We start from the raw sequence: 14,028 nt of genomic DNA, 5'->3' as shown, positions 1-14,028 counted from the left end.
GGCAGGAAGCGGGAGGTAGCGGCCGGGAGGCCGGGGCTCAGCGGCGCGTCTGCACGCCGATGGCCATGGTCTGGCAGGTGCCGGTGGCCAGGTCGTAGCTGGTGCGCTCGTTGAGCGTCTCCAGCGCGCGGCCGTACATGTGCAGGTGGCGGATGACCTGATCGCCCTGGATCTCCACGGAGTGGATGTCCTCGGGCATGAGGGCGATGCCCTGGCCTGGCGCCACCACCACGAGTTCCGTCTCGCGCAGCGTGCCCTTGCCGGGGACGGAGCCGTCGTCGGTGCGCTCGTAGACGCGGTTGTGCTCCGTGCCTTCCACGGCGGCAATGCAGGCCCAGGTCGTGTGGTTGTGCGGCACGATGCGCTTGCCCGGGCGCATGACGTTGAGGTACAGCGCATAGCTCTGGTCGGCGTCCTCGGCGATCAGGTAGCGCGCCTGGTGCTCGCCCTCTTCGGGTGCGGCGTAGTCGGCCTGCTGCCAGAAGTCGCGGCGCGCGGCCAGGCCCAGCAGTTGCTGGAGCACGGCGTCCAGGCTGGCGCGCGTGGCCGCGTCCTCGCCAATGGCCTGCTTCATGCTGTCGATGGCTGCTGCCACTGCGGCGCTGCGCTGTTCGGTGATGGTGTTGTTGTTGGTGGTGGTGGTGGTGTTCAAAGGGGGCTCCTTGTCGTCGTTGAAGTCCACTGTAGTGAGGCGCCCGGCCCGCAACAATCCACGCATGCCCAATAAATACTTCAATAAAATTGAAGTATGGAGACGCTTGACCTGGACCTGCTGCGCACCCTGGCCGCCATTGCCAGCCACGACAGCTTTGCCGCCGCCGCCGTGCAGATGGGGCGCACGCAATCGGCCATCACCCAGCAGATGCAGCGGCTGGAGGAGAAGATCGGCCACGCGCTGTTCGAGAAGCAGGGCCGGCAAAAACGCCTCACCGACCACGGCCAGCGCCTGCTGGGCTATGCGCGCCACATGCTGGCCATCCACGACGAGGCGCTGCGCAACCTGCAGCACCGCCAGGTGCAGGGCCTGGTGCGCATTGGCGCGCCCCACGACGCGGCCGACAACATGCTGCCGCCCGTGCTGCAGGAGATCGCGCTGAACTTTCCGGCCATGCAGATCGACATCCATGTGGGGCGCAGCCCGTTCCTGATGGAGTCGCTCAAGCAGGGCGAGCTGGACCTGGCCATCTCCAACCGGGAGGATGAGGGCTTCGAGGGCTTTGCCCTGCGCTCCACACCCACCGTGTGGCTGTGCGGCGCGGGCTATGCCCATGACCCGGGCAAGCCCGTGCCCCTGGTCATGGCCGACGGGCCCAGCATCTTCAGGCGCCTGGGCTGCGATGCGCTGGATGCGGCCGGCATTGCCTGGACGCCGCGCCACACCTGCACCAGCCTGGTGGGCATACGCGCGGCGCTGCGCGCCGGCCTGGGCGTGACGGCACGCGGCGTGGAGCAGCTCGACCCGGGCCTGCGCGTGCTGGGCGCGGGCGACGGCATGCCGCCGCTGCCGGACCTGGTCTACCGCCTGTACATCCGCAGCCATGTGATCAGCCCCGTGACACGCCAGATCTTCGAGAACCTGCAGGCCCGCATGCGCCAGCCGGCGGGCTGAGCGCCGGGGCGCTTGGCGCGCGGCAGCGCTGGATGTGGCGGCGCACTTGACTGCACCGCTTGTAATGGGACTTATTCTCAAATAACATCCGCGCCACCGCCGCCCCCTCTGCCGGCGTTTTCGAGCCTTTCCAGGCCCCGTGCCATGCCATCTCCCACTCTTGCCCGCACCCATGACTGGTTCCGTGACTGGTTCCGTGACTACGGGCCGCTGATCTCCCGCATCCTCGCCGCGCTGTTTGGCGGCTACGCCGTGGCGGCGCTGGCCAGCGTGGCCGTGCTGGCCCTGCCCGCAGACCGCACGCAGGCGGCGATCTCGGGCACCTTGCTGAGCTTTGCCGTCTACGCGGGCGCGGTGATCTGGGTGTTTGCCGTGCGCAGCGCCTGGCGCGCCTGGGCCGGGCTGCTGGTCGCCGCCCTGGTGCTGGCGCCCGTCGCATGGTGGACCTGGGGCAAGGGGCTGGGCGCATGAGCACGAACACCACGGACACCACGAACACGGCCGGCAAGCCCACCAAGCCCGCGAAAGCCGCCAAGCCCGGGAAAGCTGCCAAGGCGCCCGGCATCCGCCAGACCATGTCCGACCTGCACACCTGGGTCGGCCTGCTGCTGGGCTGGTTCCTCTACGCCATGTTCCTCACGGGCACGGTGAGCTATTTCAGGAACGAGATCACGCAGTGGATGCAGCCCGAGCAGCCGCACCAGAGCCAGGCGAGCGAGCCCGCGCTCGTGGCCCAGCGTGTGGGTGACGCCATGGCGCGCCTGGCACCGCAAAGCCCTCGGTGGCTGATCAACCTGCCCGATGAACGCAGCACGGTCGCCACGGTGTTCTGGAGCCCTCCCGAAGGCCAGGACAAGCGCCGCTTCGAGAACGGCCGCTTCGACCCGGCCACCGGCACGCGCCTCGAAGGCCCGGTGCGCGAGACGCGTGGCGGCGAGTTCTTCTACCGCTTCCACTTCCAGTTCCACTACATGCCCGTGCTCTGGGGCCGCTATCTGGCGGGGCTGTGCGCCATGTTCATGCTGGTGGCCATCGTCAGCGGGGTGATCACGCACAAGAAGATCTTTGCCGACTTCTTCACCTTCCGCTGGGGCAAGGGCCAGCGCTCCTGGCTGGACGCGCACAACGCGCTGTCGGTGCTGGGCCTGCCCTTTCACCTGATGATCACGTACACCGGGCTGGTGACCCTGGCCCTGATGTACATGCCCTGGGCCAATCTGGCCACGACCATGACGCCCGAGCAACGCGTGGTGGCCGGCCAGCAGCTCAGCGCCTTTGTTCCCGCAGGCAAGCCCTCGGGCCAGGCCGCGCCCCTGGCACCGCTGGCCGACATGGTTCGCCAGGCCGAGCAGCGCTGGGGCGCGGGCCAGGTGGAACGCCTGAACGTCAACCTGCCCGGCGATGCCAATGCGCGCGTGACCGCCATCCGCGGCGAGAACGGCCGCGTCTCCATCAGCCCGCAGTTCATGATGTTCGACGGCGTCAGCGGCCAGCTGCTGCAGGCACAGGACAGCGTGGGCGCCGCCGCCGAGACGCGCGGCGTGCTCTATGCGCTGCACATGGGCCGCTTCGGCGACCTGCCCACGCGCTGGCTGTACTTCATCGTCAGCCTTGCGGGCACGGCCATGGTGGGAACGGGACTGGTGCTGTGGAACGTGAAGCGGCGCAGCAAGCTGCCCGACCCGGAAAGGCCGCATTTCGGGTTCCGGCTCGTGGAGCGGCTGAACATCGCCACCATCGCCGGCCTGTCCATCGGCATGGCCGGCATGCTCTGGGCCAATCGCCTGCTGCCGGTGGAGATGGCGCAGCGCGCCGAGTGGGAGGTGCACGCCATGTTCATCGCCTGGGGCGCCACCCTGTTCTGGGCACTGGGCCGGCCCGCCAAGCGGGCCTGGATCGAGTTGCTGTGGGCCGGCGCCGCCGCCCTGGCCCTGCTGCCCGTGGTCAACGCGCTGACCACGGATCGCGGCCTCTTGGCCAGCCTGCGCGCGGGCGACTGGGTGTTCGCCGGCATGGACCTCATGCTGCTGGCCCTGGCCGCACTGCATGCCCATCTGGCCCTGCGCACCCAGCGCCACCAGCCCAAGGCCAAACCGGTGCGCGCCGCCCGGCCCGCGCCCAAGGCAGCCACTGCAGCAGCCGCCACGGCAGTGGCCGCCACGGCAGCGGCCGCCGCAGCGGAGACCAGCGCATGAGCATGGCCCATCTGTTCTGTCAGCTGCTGGCCCTGGGCGCCTTCGCCTGCCTGGCCCTGGCCATGGACCGCCACCAGAGCGACCTGTTCGGCAAGGAACTGCCACCCGCCCGCACCCGGCGCCTGCGCGCAGCCGGCTGGGTGCTGCTGGCGCTGTCGCTGTGGGCGGCGCTGCAGGTGGAGCCCTGGTCGCTGGGGCTGGTGGCCTGGTTCGGCCACATCGCCGCCGCAGCGGCCATCGTGCTGCTGTCCATGGTGGCGCGCGAGCGCCTGCGCTGACGGCCCTCCCGGCACCTTCAGAGAAACATGCCGCCCGAGGCCTCGATGCGCTGGCCCTGCACCCAGCCCATGCCGGGCTGCAGCAGGGCGGCCATCACGGGGCCGATGTCGTCGGGCTGGCCCACGCGGCCCAGCGCCGTCTGGCTGGCCAGGGCGGCGCCCATCTGCGCATCGTCGCGCACACGGCCACCGCCAAAATCCGTGGCGATCGCGCCCGGCGCCACCGTGTTGACGCGAATGCCGCGCGCCCCCAGTTCGCGCGCAAGGTAGCGCGTCAGCACCTCCACTCCGCCCTTCATGGATGCATAGGCCGCATAGCCCGGCTGGGTGAAGCGCGTGAGCCCGCTGGACAGATGGATGATGCTGCCGCCATCGCGCAGCAGGGGCAGCAGGTGCTGGCTCAGGAAGAACGGCGCCTTCAGGTGGATGGCGACCAATTCATCGAACTGCGCCTCGGTGGTGGTGGCGAATGGCGCGTTGATGCCGATGCCGGCGTTGTGCACCAGCGCATCAAGGCGGTCGGCCTGCCAGGTATCGGCCAGCGCCTGGCGCACGCGGGCCGCAAAGTCCGCAAAGCCCGCGCTGCGCGCCACGTCCAGCTGCAGGGCGGCGGCCCGCCCGCCCAGCGCCTCGATGGCGGCCACGGCGGCCTGGGCCTCGTCGGCACGCTCACGGTAGGTCAGCACCACGTCCAGGCCCTGGCGCGCCAGGTGCCCGGCCGTATTGCGGCCCAGGCCGCGGCTGCCGCCCGTGATGAGGACGATGCGGCGGGCGGCAGGGGAAGAAGCGGTCGAAGGAGAAGCTGTCATGGCGGACCTCGTTAGATGGTTTGCAATGACAGCGACTGTATTGAAGGTCGATTTTTGGATAAATTGGCTGTTTCTGATTTATTTGTTCGCCTCATGCAAACAATCAAGCTTCTGGAGCAGATGCAGATCTTCAGCCGCGTGGCCGAGATGGCCAGCTTCACGCGTGCGGCCGACAGCATGGGTTTGCCCAAGGCCAGCGTCTCCCAGGCCGTGCAGCAACTGGAGGCGCGGCTGGGCACGCGGCTGCTGCACCGGACCACGCGGCGCGTGCAGCTCACCCAGGACGGCCAGGCCTGCTACGAACGCTGCCAGGACCTGCTGGCCGACGTGGACGAGTTCCAGGGCCAGTTCCAGCAGGCCGGCGACGCGCCGCTGCAGGGCAAGGTCCGGCTGGACATGACCACCGGCCTGGCGCGCCACGTCGTCATGCCCTTGCTGCCGCAACTGCTGCAAAGCCATCCGGCGCTGGAGCTGGAGCTGAGCTGCACCGAGCGCCGCGTGGACCTGGTGCGCGAAGGCTTTGATTGCGTGCTGCGCCTGGGCCCCGTGGACGAGCCCGGCCTGGTGGCACGCCCTCTGGGCCTGGTGGCGCTGGCCACCTGCGCCAGCCCCGGCTATGTCCAGGCCCACGGGCTGCCCGCCACGCTGCAGGATCTGGGCGGTCACCGGCTGGTGCACTACCAGCGCACGCTGGGCGCGCGGCCGCTGGGCTTCGAGTACGAGGAGGATGGCCAGCCCCGGTACCTGCCGATGGCGGGCGCGCTCACCGTGAACAACGCCGAGGCGTATCTCGCGGCCTGCCAGGCCGGCCTGGGCCTGATCCAGGTTCCGCGCCTGGCCGTGCAGCCGCTGCTGGACGCAGGGGAACTGGTCGAGGTGCTGCCCCGCCACCCGCCGCCGCCCATGCCGCTGTACCTGATCTACGCCCAGCGCCGCCAATTGCCGCGCCGCGTGCGCGTGCTCATGGATTGGCTGGCCGAAGCGGTCCTGCCCTGGACGCTTGGCGCTGGCCCGGCCGAAAAGCCCTAGCGAGCGCTGCAGCGATTCAGCCAGCGTCATTTTGCTTATCACTAATCCGTATCAAGACAAAGGTTCGCGCCTGCCCCTTTTGACGCCATTTACCGGACAATAGCGACCTTGCCCCGGTCACCGGCCGCCACGAAGCAGCGGCAACGCGCACACCGCGCCTGCCCCCTGTGCTTCCCGCCACCGCGTGCCTGAATGGCACTGACCTCTCATTGCAACGTCCCGGCGGGCACTGCCTGCCCCGAATTCACCGTATTGCCAACATGAGTGCTTTTCTTGAAGAACGCGTGCTGTCCGTCCACCACTGGACCGACCGCCTTTTCTCCTTCACCACCACCCGTGACACCGCGCTGCGCTTTTCCAACGGCCATTTCACGATGATCGGGCTGAAGGTCGACGGCAAGAACCTGCTGCGTGCCTACTCCATCGCCAGCCCCAACTACGAGGAGCACCTCGAGTTCCTGTCGATCAAGGTGCCCGACGGTCCGCTGACCTCGCGCCTGCAGAACATCCAGGTCGGCGACACCATCCTCGTCGGCAAGAAGCCCACGGGCACGCTGCTGATCGACTACCTGCTGCCCGGCAAGAACCTGTACCTGATCGGCACCGGCACGGGCCTGGCCCCCTGGCTGGCCGTGGCCCGCGACCCCGAGACCTACGAGCGCTACGAGAAGGTCGTCGTCGTGCACGGCGTGCGCCACGCCAGCGAGCTGGCCTACCAGGAGCTGTTCGAGAAGGAACTGCCCGAGCATGAATTCCTCGGCGAGATCGTCAAGGACAAGCTGGTCTACTACCCCACCGTGACGCGCGAGCCCTTCCGCAACCAGGGCCGCATCTCCAACCAGATCACGGCCGGCACCTTCCCGCAGAACATCGGCCTGCCCGAGCTCAATCCCGAGACCGACCGCGTCATGCTGTGCGGCAGCCCCGCCATGCTGAACGAACTCAAGGAGCTGCTGGAGCACCGCGGCTTCAAGGAAGGCAACACCACCACGCCCGGCGACTTCGTGGTCGAGCGCGCCTTCGTCGAGAAGTAAAGCCCACGACACCCCGCGGCGGGGCGGCTGCCGATAATCGGCGCATGCCGCCCTCCCGCACCCCGCCGCCCCAGCCCGGCGACGATGACCGCAACTTCATCGTCGCCCTGGCGCGCGGCCTTGATGTCCTGTCCTGCTTTCGCTCCGGCGAAAAGCTGCTGGGCAACCAGGACATCGCCAGGCGCTGCGGACTGCCCAGGTCCACGGTTTCGCGCCTCACGCACACACTGACCACGCTGGGCTACCTCATCCACGTGCCCGAAGAGGGCAAATACCGCCTGGGCACAGCCACGCTGGCCCTGGGCAGCGCCATGCTCTCGCGCCTGGACGTGCGCCAGATCGCGCGCCCGCTGATGCAAAAGCTGGCCGCCACCACCGATGCCGAGGTGGCCCTGGCCGCACGCGACCGGCACAACATGGTCTACATCGAGCACTGCCCCAGCGCGCGCTTCACGCACCGCGACCTGGACATGGGCTCGCGCATCCCCCTGGCCACCACGGCCGTGGGCCGCGCCTGGCTGGCCGCCAGCCCCGCATCCGAGCGCCAGCGCGCGCTGGACTACCTGCAATCGCACGCCCCCGAGCAATGGGCCGCCGCCCAGGCCCAGTTGCCGCTATGGCCCGGCGCCAGCACCCATCCGCAACCCTGGCTGTCGTGCTCGTTCGGCGACTGGCAGCCCGAGGTCAACGCCATCGCCCTGGCCTTCTCGCCGGGGCGTGGCCTGCCGCTGATGGCCGTCAGCCTGGGCGGGCCCTCGCGCTTTGTCACGGCCGATGCGCTGCGCCAGGACGGCGTGCCTGCGCTGCAGCGCATGGTGCGGCGGCTGCAGCAGGACATAGACCGCGCCTGACCGCAGACCGGGCCTGGCCGGCTGTCCCGCAGGCGCCCGCACAGTACCCGCACAGTAGCCAAGACGACAGCGCGCGCCGCCCTGGCGCCCTAGCATGGAGGGCGTTGCTCAACCATCAGGAAACCAAGGCAGGAGACACCCAGCATGAGCGTGAAAGCACTGTTCAACCTCACCGGCAAGACCGCCCTCATCACCGGAGGCTCGCGCGGCCTGGGCCTGCAGATGGCCGAGGCGCTGGGCGAGATGGGCGCCCGCCTCGCCATCACGGCGCGCAAGTCCGACGAACTGGCCGAAGCCAAGGCCCACCTGCAGGGCCTGGGCTACCAGGTCGAGACCTTCACCAACGACCTGCAGAAGTTCGACACCATCCCCGCCCTGGTCGACGACGTGCTGACACGCTGCGGCGACATCGACATCCTCGTCAACAACGCCGGCGCCACCTGGGGCGCCAAGGCCGAGGAATACCCGGACGAGGCCTGGAACAAGGTCATGAACCTCAACGTCTCGGCGCCCTTCTTCCTCACCCGCGAAGTGGCCAGGCGCGTGATGATCCCCAAGGGCCAGGGCAACGTGATCATCACGGCCTCGGTCGCGGCCTTCAAGGGCACGCCGCCCGGCATGAACACCGTGGCCTACAACACCTCCAAGGCGGCCGCCGTTCACCTGGCACGCACCCTGGCCTCGGAATGGGGCCACTACGGCATCCGCGTCAACTCCATCTGCCCGGGCTTTTTCCCCAGCAAGCTGGCCAACGGCCTCATCGACAAGCTCGGCGACCAGCTCATCGCCCGCGCCCCGCTGCGCCGCATCGGCGGCGAGGAGGACCTCAAGGGCGCCGTGGTCTACCTGGCGTCCGATGCGTCTCGGCACATGACGGGGCAGGCGTTGGTGCTGGATGGTGGAGCGAGCTTGTTGTAAGGCGCATCGCGCTGACCACAGAGGAGCGCCGAGGCGCTCCTTTTTGTTTCAATAAAAGCCTTTGTATGCCAAGGCCGAGCAAACAAACTCCTGCCCAAGGACATCCGAAGGAGTTGACCATGGTGAAGTCCCTGAAGGCCCTGCAGGCCATGGACACGGAAAAGCTGGCCCAGGCCATCGAGGCCGACGCGGGCGAGGCGGTTCCCGGCCTGCGTCAGGCGCTGCAAGAGGCCAAGACAGGCCAGTTTGCCGCCGTGCACACGCCCGAGCAGATTGCCGCGCGCAAACGGGGCCGCCCGCAAGGCTCGGTCAAGGCAGATGCCAAGATCGCCACCAACATTCGCTTCGACCCCGACGTACTGCAAGCGCTCAAGGCCACCGGCCAGGGCTGGCAAACACGCGTCAACGAACTGCTGCGCGCGGACATCGAATCCGGGCGCCTCAAGCGCAGCCTCTGAGACGCGGCCGGACACGAAGGCACGGCCGCGCTCAATAGCTTTACCTGCTCCCCACCGTCATCACCGCCTCGATCTTGCCGTCGCGCACAGCGGCGCCGCGTTCCGTGGTCAACGTGCCGCCGCGCTCATCCACGCCCTTGACGCCGCCCGGGTTCACGTCGGGGCGCAGGGATTTGTAGGCTTCGTCCAGCTTGGCGTGGATGGCCTTGGTGTCCGAGGCCGAGCCGGCCAGCTGCATGGCCTTGACGGTGGCGTGCACGGCCGTGTAGTTCCACTGCGCCTCCGAGCCGGGGATGCGGCCCGGGTAGACCTTGCCGAAGCGTTCGACGAAGGCCTTGTTCTCGGGCTTGGTGTCCTCGGAGACGGGCATGACGCCGATGGCGCCTTCCAGCGGCGCATAGCCGCCGACCACGCGGGCCATTTCGTCGAGCTTGGCCTGGTCCATGACCACGAAGCCACCCTTGAAGCCCAGCTCGCGCGCCTGCTTGACGACCAGGGCCGTGGGCTCGGAGGCACCGCCCACGAAGAGCACGTCGGGCTTCTCGGCCAGGGCCTTGCTCACGCCGCTGTAGAAGTCGGTGGCGCGGTTGTAGCTCATGGCGTTCTCGGCCACCACGGTGCCGCCCAGCTTTTCCCAGCCGGGCTTGAAGGCGGCGACCCAGGCCTTGGCGTAGTCGTGGTCGGCGCCCACCAGGGCCACCTTCTTGCCGAAGCGGCCCATCACGTACTTGGAGAACGGGTCGATGTACGAGGTGAACTCGGGCGGGATGCGCAGGGTCAGCTTGTTGCCCCGGTTGGTGATCTGCGGCACCGAGCTGTAGGCCAGCACGATGAAGTTGCTGCGCTCGTTGGTGGTCTGCAGCGCGAAGATGCCGCCCGAATGCGGCACCAGGATGGCCGCCGTCTTGTGCTGCTGCACCAGGCGCTGGGCATTGATCGCGGTCTCGGACGGGTTGTACTTGTCGTCCAGCGGCACGATCTCGATCTTGACCTTCTTGCCACCGATCTCGGGAGCTGCGGCATTGATCTCGGAGACGGCCATCTGCATGCCGTCGAGCACGTTCTTGCCGTACTGGGCAGCGCCGCCCGACAGCGGGCCGGAGTAGCCGATCTTGACCACCTCCTGCGCCAATGCAGGGCCGGCGGCGGCCACGGCGGCGCAGGCCAGGGCCAGCGTGCCCACCCTGCGGCGGGTCAATGGTGCGAATGCTGTCATGTCTGTCTCCTTGGATAGTGAAGAACGAATCGCTGCTGACGCAACGCATAAATCCGGCGCAGCCCAGACCAGGGACGCCGAGCAAGGGCCGCCCCGCAGCGAGGGCGTCGTCCCCCTCCCTCGCGAAGCGAGAGAGAGGGGGAAGCCGCGCAGCGGCTCAGGGGGTGCAGTGTCATCTCATGCGCCGATGTACGCCTTGCGGATGGAGTCGTCGGCCAGCAGCTCGGCCGGCTTGCCCTCGCGCACGATGCGGCCGCTTTCCATCACATAGGCGCGGTGCGCGATCTTCAGCGCCGCATAGGCGTTCTGCTCGGCCAGCAGCACGGTGGTGCCAGCGGCGTTGATGCGCTGTATGGCCTCGAACATCTGCTTGATGACCAGGGGCGCCAGGCCCAGCGAGGGCTCGTCCAGCAGCAGGGCCTGGGGCCGGCCCATCATGGCGCGGCCGATGGCCACCATCTGCTGCTGGCCGCCCGACAGCGAGCCGGCCGGGTCGTGCTGCTTCTCGCGCAGGATGGGAAACAGCTCCATCACCTCCTGCAGCGTCTTCTGGCTGGGGCCGGGGTCGCGGCGGTGCACGTAGGCGCCCAGCTGCAGGTTGCGCAGCACCGACATCTGGGGGAACAGCTTGCGCCCCTCGGGGCACTGCACCACGCCGGACTGCACGATGGCCGAGGGCTTGCTGCCAGCCAGCTCCCTGCCATTCCAGACGATGGAGCCGCCAGCGGCCTTGTGGATGCCGCTGGCCGTGAGGAACAGCGAACTCTTGCCCGCGCCGTTGGCGCCCAGCAGCACCACCAGCTCGCCGCGGTCGGCATGCAGGCTGACCCCGTCCAGCGCCAGGAAGCTGCCGTAGCGCAGCGACACGTTCTCAAACTTCAGCATGCTCGCTCCCCAGGTAGGCATCGATGACGGCGGGGTTGCGGCGTATTTCCTCGGGCGTGCCCTCGGCGATCTTCTCGCCGTAGCTGAGCACCAGGATCTTGTCGGCCAGGCTCATGATCATGCCCATCTTGTGCTCGATCAGCGCCACCGTGATGCCGTGGCGCACCAGCTTGCGGATCAGCTCGGCCAGGCCCTCGGTCTCCTCGGGGTTGACGCCGCCGGCAGGCTCGTCGAGCAGCATCAGCTTGGGGTCGGTGGCCAGGGCCAGCGCGAAGGCCACGCGCTTGCGCTCCTCCTGCGTGATGTCGCCCGCAATGCGGCCAGCCACATGCGACAGGCCCACGAAGTCCAGCGCGTCGCGCGCCTTTTCGCGGCACACGCGCTCTTCCTCGCGCAGGCGGCTGGAGCCGCGCAGCACGTCCCACAGGCCTGAGCGCGTGCGCAGCCGGTGGCCCACGATGAGGTTGTCCAGCACCGTGGCGCGGTCGAACAGCGCCGTGGTCTGGAAGGTGCGCGCCACGCCCAGTTTCGCCACCTGGTCGGTGCGCAGCGAGGTCACGTCCTGGCCGTTGAAGGTGATGGTGCCCGAGGTGGGCTTGTGCACGCAGCTGATCAGGTTGAAGAACGTGGTCTTGCCCGCACCGTTGGGGCCGATGATGGCGTTGATGCGGCCTTCCTCGATCACGGTGCTGACATCGCTCACGGCGGCCAGCCCGCCGAAGGTCTTGGTCAGGTGGTCAATCTTGAGCATGCGGCTTGCCCTCCTTGGCATTGCGGCGCGCGCGCCATGCGGTGAAGCTGCCCACCACGCCGTAGGGCATGAAGATCACCAGCATCACGAGAATCGGGCCGAAGACGATGAAGCGGTACTCCTGCAGGAACTGCAGGTACTGCGTGATCCAGGGCATGCCGATGGCGCCCAGCAGCGGCCCCAGCACCGTGCCCATGCCGCCGACCATGGCGAAGATCATCATGTCGAAGGTGTGGTGCACGCCGGCCATGTCGGGACCGATGAAGCGCACGAAGCCGGCGTACAGGCCGCCCGCCACGCCCGCGTAGACCACGCTCAGCATGAAGGCCAGCACCTTGTTGCGCATGAGGTTGATGCCCAGCGCCTCGGCCAGCTCGTCGCTGTTGCGGATGGCCATGAAGGTGCGGCCCAGCAGCGACCGGACGATGCGCCGCATCACCCAGACCGAGGCCACGAGGAAGGCCAGCACCAGGTAGTACAGCGCCAGCGGCGACTCGAAGCTCAGCGCGCCCAGGGCCTCGGGCGCGGGGATGCCCATGATGCCCACCGTGCCGTGGGTCAGGCCCTCCCACTTCTCGATCACGAGGAACATGATGTAGCCCACGCACAGCGTGAAGATCGAGAAGTAGTGCCCCTTCAGGCGCAGCGAGACGATGCCGATCAGGTAGCCCAGCACCGCGCACACCACGCCCGACATCACCAGCCCGCCCCAGAACGGCCAGCCATGGTCCACCGTGAGGATGCCCACGGTATAGGCGCCCGCGGCCATGAAGCCTGCGTGCGCCAGATTGAGCTGGCCCGTGTAGCCCGTGATCAGGTTCAGGCCCAGCGTGGCGATGGCGAAGATGTAGGCCGTGCTCATCACCGTGAGGTGGTAGTCGTTGCCCGCCAGCCAGGGGAAGGCGATGCCGGCGGCCAGCAGCAGGCCCCAGGCAACGCGGGAGTCGATGAATCCGTTCATTCAATGACTCCTCTTGGCGAACAGGCCCTGCGGGCGCAGCGACAGGATCACCACCAGCAGCACGAAGGCGATGATGTCCTTGTAGTCGGTGGAGATGTAGTAGGCGCCGAAGCTCTCGGCAAAGCCGATGATCAGCCCGCCCAGCACGGCGCCCGGGATGCTGCCCATGCCGCCCAGGATGATGATCACGAAGGCCTTGGTAATGACCAGGTGGCCCATGGCCGGATAGACCAGGTTGATGGGCGCATACAGCGTGGCCGCCACGGCCGCGAGCACGCCCGAGATGGCAAAGGTCAGCATGGACACGCGGTTGGCGTCGATGCCCACCATGGATGCGCCTTCTCGGTTCTGCGCCATGGCGATGATGGTCGCGCCCGTGATGGTGCGCGTCAGGAACAGGTGCAGGGCCACCATCAGCGCAAAGGCCGCGCCGATGATCAGCAGGCGCTGCGCGGGCGCCGTGATGCCGCCCATCTCCACGATGGAGGTGTAGGGCGTGGGCATGCGCTGGAAGTCCGCGCCCCACAGCGCCTGAGCGCCCGCCTCCAGGAACAGCAGCAGCCCGATGGAGGCGATCTTGGGATGCAGGGGCGAGGCCTTGCGCAGCGGATGGAAGATCAACCGCTCGCTGACGATGCCCAGCACCGCCACCGCGACGGCTGCGGTCAGCATGGCCGCCCAGTAGCCCCAGCTCCAGGCCACCATGGCCTGGAAGGCCACGAAGGCGCCGATCATGTAGAAGCCGCCGTGCGCGAAATTGGGCACGTGCAGGATGCCGTAGACCAGGGTCAGGCCCAGGGCCACCAGGCCGTAGATGCCGCCCAGGGTCAGGCCGTTGAGCACTTGCTGCAGAAAAACGTCCATTCAACGCCTCCTGCGGAAAGGCGCGGCTCGGCGCCCGGCCAGGGTCTGTGCTTGCATTGTCTTGTCTCCTTTGCATGGCCGGCCGGCGCGGCGCGACAACGCATGCGGCAGACAGGCAAGGCCAGCTTAGGAGGGGGGCGGCGCCACGATCAACCCGAAGATTCCGCACA

At 68.2% G+C, this 14,028-nt stretch carries 16 protein-coding genes; 9 read left to right on the top strand and 7 right to left on the bottom strand.

Annotated features, from left to right (window positions below; translation table 11 throughout):
- Window positions 1-37 precede the first annotated feature (37 nt).
- Window positions 38-574 (bottom strand): cysteine dioxygenase family protein, encoded by a 537-nt coding sequence (locus tag DACI_RS01375; RefSeq protein WP_050771874.1) that lies wholly within the window; start codon window positions 572-574, stop codon window positions 38-40.
- Between the two features lie 174 nt (window positions 575-748).
- On the opposite strand from DACI_RS01375, the gene DACI_RS01370 reads away from it, so the two are divergent.
- From DACI_RS01370 to DACI_RS01355, 4 genes are all read left to right on the top strand, one after another.
- Window positions 749-1,609, top strand: a complete 861-nt coding sequence (locus DACI_RS01370) for a LysR substrate-binding domain-containing protein (protein WP_012202213.1) — start codon at window positions 749-751, stop codon at window positions 1,607-1,609.
- Between the two features lie 144 nt (window positions 1,610-1,753).
- A complete protein-coding gene (locus DACI_RS01365; RefSeq protein WP_012202212.1) occupies window positions 1,754-2,080 on the top strand; it encodes a DUF3649 domain-containing protein in 327 nt (108 codons plus the stop codon).
- Window positions 2,077-3,804 carry a PepSY-associated TM helix domain-containing protein gene (locus DACI_RS01360; RefSeq protein ID WP_012202211.1) on the top strand — a complete coding sequence of 576 codons (1,728 nt, stop codon included), beginning with the start codon at window positions 2,077-2,079 and terminating at the stop codon, window positions 3,802-3,804. Before DACI_RS01365 ends, DACI_RS01360 begins: the two co-directional genes overlap by 4 nt.
- On the top strand, window positions 3,801-4,082 hold the full coding sequence (locus DACI_RS01355; protein ID WP_012202210.1) for a DUF3325 domain-containing protein: 282 nt from the start codon (window positions 3,801-3,803) through the stop codon (window positions 4,080-4,082). The genes DACI_RS01360 and DACI_RS01355 overlap by 4 nt, the downstream gene beginning before the upstream one ends.
- A 17-nt stretch (window positions 4,083-4,099) precedes the next feature.
- Here the strand turns inward: DACI_RS01355 and DACI_RS01350 are convergent, their stop codons facing one another.
- The gene (locus DACI_RS01350; protein ID WP_012202209.1) at window positions 4,100-4,891 is read right to left on the bottom strand and encodes an SDR family NAD(P)-dependent oxidoreductase; all 792 of its coding nucleotides are present in this window, start codon (window positions 4,889-4,891) and stop codon (window positions 4,100-4,102) included.
- Window positions 4,892-4,984: 93 nt separating this feature from the next.
- On the opposite strand from DACI_RS01350, the gene DACI_RS01345 reads away from it, so the two are divergent.
- From DACI_RS01345 to DACI_RS01325, 5 genes are all read left to right on the top strand, one after another.
- Complete coding sequence (locus DACI_RS01345) at window positions 4,985-5,920, top strand: LysR family transcriptional regulator (RefSeq protein WP_043780301.1); 936 nt, start codon at window positions 4,985-4,987, stop codon at window positions 5,918-5,920.
- A gap of 260 nt (window positions 5,921-6,180) precedes the next feature.
- Window positions 6,181-6,954, top strand: coding sequence for a ferredoxin--NADP reductase (locus DACI_RS01340; RefSeq protein WP_012202207.1), 774 nt, complete (start codon window positions 6,181-6,183; stop codon window positions 6,952-6,954).
- A 44-nt stretch (window positions 6,955-6,998) separates the two neighbouring features.
- A complete protein-coding gene (locus tag DACI_RS01335) occupies window positions 6,999-7,805 on the top strand; it encodes an IclR family transcriptional regulator (RefSeq protein ID WP_012202206.1) in 807 nt (268 codons plus the stop codon).
- 144 nt (window positions 7,806-7,949) lie between these two features.
- A complete protein-coding gene (locus DACI_RS01330) occupies window positions 7,950-8,723 on the top strand; it encodes an SDR family oxidoreductase (protein ID WP_012202205.1) in 774 nt (257 codons plus the stop codon).
- 119 nt (window positions 8,724-8,842) lie between these two features.
- Window positions 8,843-9,181, top strand: a complete 339-nt coding sequence (locus DACI_RS01325) for a BrnA antitoxin family protein (protein ID WP_012202204.1) — start codon at window positions 8,843-8,845, stop codon at window positions 9,179-9,181.
- 40 nt (window positions 9,182-9,221) lie between these two features.
- Here the strand turns inward: DACI_RS01325 and DACI_RS01320 are convergent, their stop codons facing one another.
- The 5 genes from DACI_RS01320 to DACI_RS01300 form a co-directional block, all read right to left on the bottom strand.
- Window positions 9,222-10,397: an ABC transporter substrate-binding protein gene (locus DACI_RS01320; protein WP_012202203.1), complete on the bottom strand. Its 1,176-nt coding sequence runs from the start codon at window positions 10,395-10,397 to the stop codon at window positions 9,222-9,224.
- Window positions 10,398-10,574: 177 nt separating this feature from the next.
- The gene (locus DACI_RS01315) at window positions 10,575-11,282 is read right to left on the bottom strand and encodes an ABC transporter ATP-binding protein (protein ID WP_012202202.1); all 708 of its coding nucleotides are present in this window, start codon (window positions 11,280-11,282) and stop codon (window positions 10,575-10,577) included.
- Window positions 11,269-12,033 carry an ABC transporter ATP-binding protein gene (locus DACI_RS01310; RefSeq protein WP_012202201.1) on the bottom strand — a complete coding sequence of 255 codons (765 nt, stop codon included), beginning with the start codon at window positions 12,031-12,033 and terminating at the stop codon, window positions 11,269-11,271. Before DACI_RS01310 ends, DACI_RS01315 begins: the two co-directional genes overlap by 14 nt.
- Entirely contained in the window at window positions 12,020-12,994 is a 975-nt protein-coding gene (locus tag DACI_RS01305) for a branched-chain amino acid ABC transporter permease (protein WP_012202200.1), read from the bottom strand. The genes DACI_RS01310 and DACI_RS01305 overlap by 14 nt, the downstream gene beginning before the upstream one ends.
- Entirely contained in the window at window positions 12,995-13,858 is an 864-nt protein-coding gene (locus tag DACI_RS01300) for a branched-chain amino acid ABC transporter permease (RefSeq protein WP_012202199.1), read from the bottom strand.
- Window positions 13,859-14,028: the final 170 nt, after the last annotated feature.

Origin of the sequence: Delftia acidovorans SPH-1 (assembly GCF_000018665.1) — a bacterium.
Classification (GTDB): Bacteria; Pseudomonadota; Gammaproteobacteria; order Burkholderiales; family Burkholderiaceae_C; genus Comamonas; species Comamonas acidovorans.
Note: the sequence above shows the minus strand (reverse complement) of the source record. Positions and strands in the feature narration are given on the sequence as shown.

Bases quoted from the DNA above. Each gene is read 5' to 3' on its own strand.
- DACI_RS01375 (WP_050771874.1), bottom strand. From the start codon at position 574: ATGAAGCAGGCCATTGGCGAGGACGCGGCCACGCGCGCCAGCCTGGAC.
- DACI_RS01370 (WP_012202213.1), top strand. From the start codon at position 749: ATGGAGACGCTTGACCTGGACCTGCTGCGCACCCTGGCCGCCATTGCC.
- DACI_RS01365 (WP_012202212.1), top strand. From the start codon at position 1,754: ATGCCATCTCCCACTCTTGCCCGCACCCATGACTGGTTCCGTGACTGG.
- DACI_RS01360 (WP_012202211.1), top strand. From the start codon at position 2,077: ATGAGCACGAACACCACGGACACCACGAACACGGCCGGCAAGCCCACC.
- DACI_RS01355 (WP_012202210.1), top strand. From the start codon at position 3,801: ATGAGCATGGCCCATCTGTTCTGTCAGCTGCTGGCCCTGGGCGCCTTC.
- DACI_RS01350 (WP_012202209.1), bottom strand. From the start codon at position 4,891: ATGACAGCTTCTCCTTCGACCGCTTCTTCCCCTGCCGCCCGCCGCATC.
- DACI_RS01345 (WP_043780301.1), top strand. From the start codon at position 4,985: ATGCAAACAATCAAGCTTCTGGAGCAGATGCAGATCTTCAGCCGCGTG.
- DACI_RS01340 (WP_012202207.1), top strand. From the start codon at position 6,181: ATGAGTGCTTTTCTTGAAGAACGCGTGCTGTCCGTCCACCACTGGACC.
- DACI_RS01335 (WP_012202206.1), top strand. From the start codon at position 6,999: ATGCCGCCCTCCCGCACCCCGCCGCCCCAGCCCGGCGACGATGACCGC.
- DACI_RS01330 (WP_012202205.1), top strand. From the start codon at position 7,950: ATGAGCGTGAAAGCACTGTTCAACCTCACCGGCAAGACCGCCCTCATC.
- DACI_RS01325 (WP_012202204.1), top strand. From the start codon at position 8,843: ATGGTGAAGTCCCTGAAGGCCCTGCAGGCCATGGACACGGAAAAGCTG.
- DACI_RS01320 (WP_012202203.1), bottom strand. From the start codon at position 10,397: ATGACAGCATTCGCACCATTGACCCGCCGCAGGGTGGGCACGCTGGCC.
- DACI_RS01315 (WP_012202202.1), bottom strand. From the start codon at position 11,282: ATGCTGAAGTTTGAGAACGTGTCGCTGCGCTACGGCAGCTTCCTGGCG.
- DACI_RS01310 (WP_012202201.1), bottom strand. From the start codon at position 12,033: ATGCTCAAGATTGACCACCTGACCAAGACCTTCGGCGGGCTGGCCGCC.
- DACI_RS01305 (WP_012202200.1), bottom strand. From the start codon at position 12,994: ATGAACGGATTCATCGACTCCCGCGTTGCCTGGGGCCTGCTGCTGGCC.
- DACI_RS01300 (WP_012202199.1), bottom strand. From the start codon at position 13,858: ATGGACGTTTTTCTGCAGCAAGTGCTCAACGGCCTGACCCTGGGCGGC.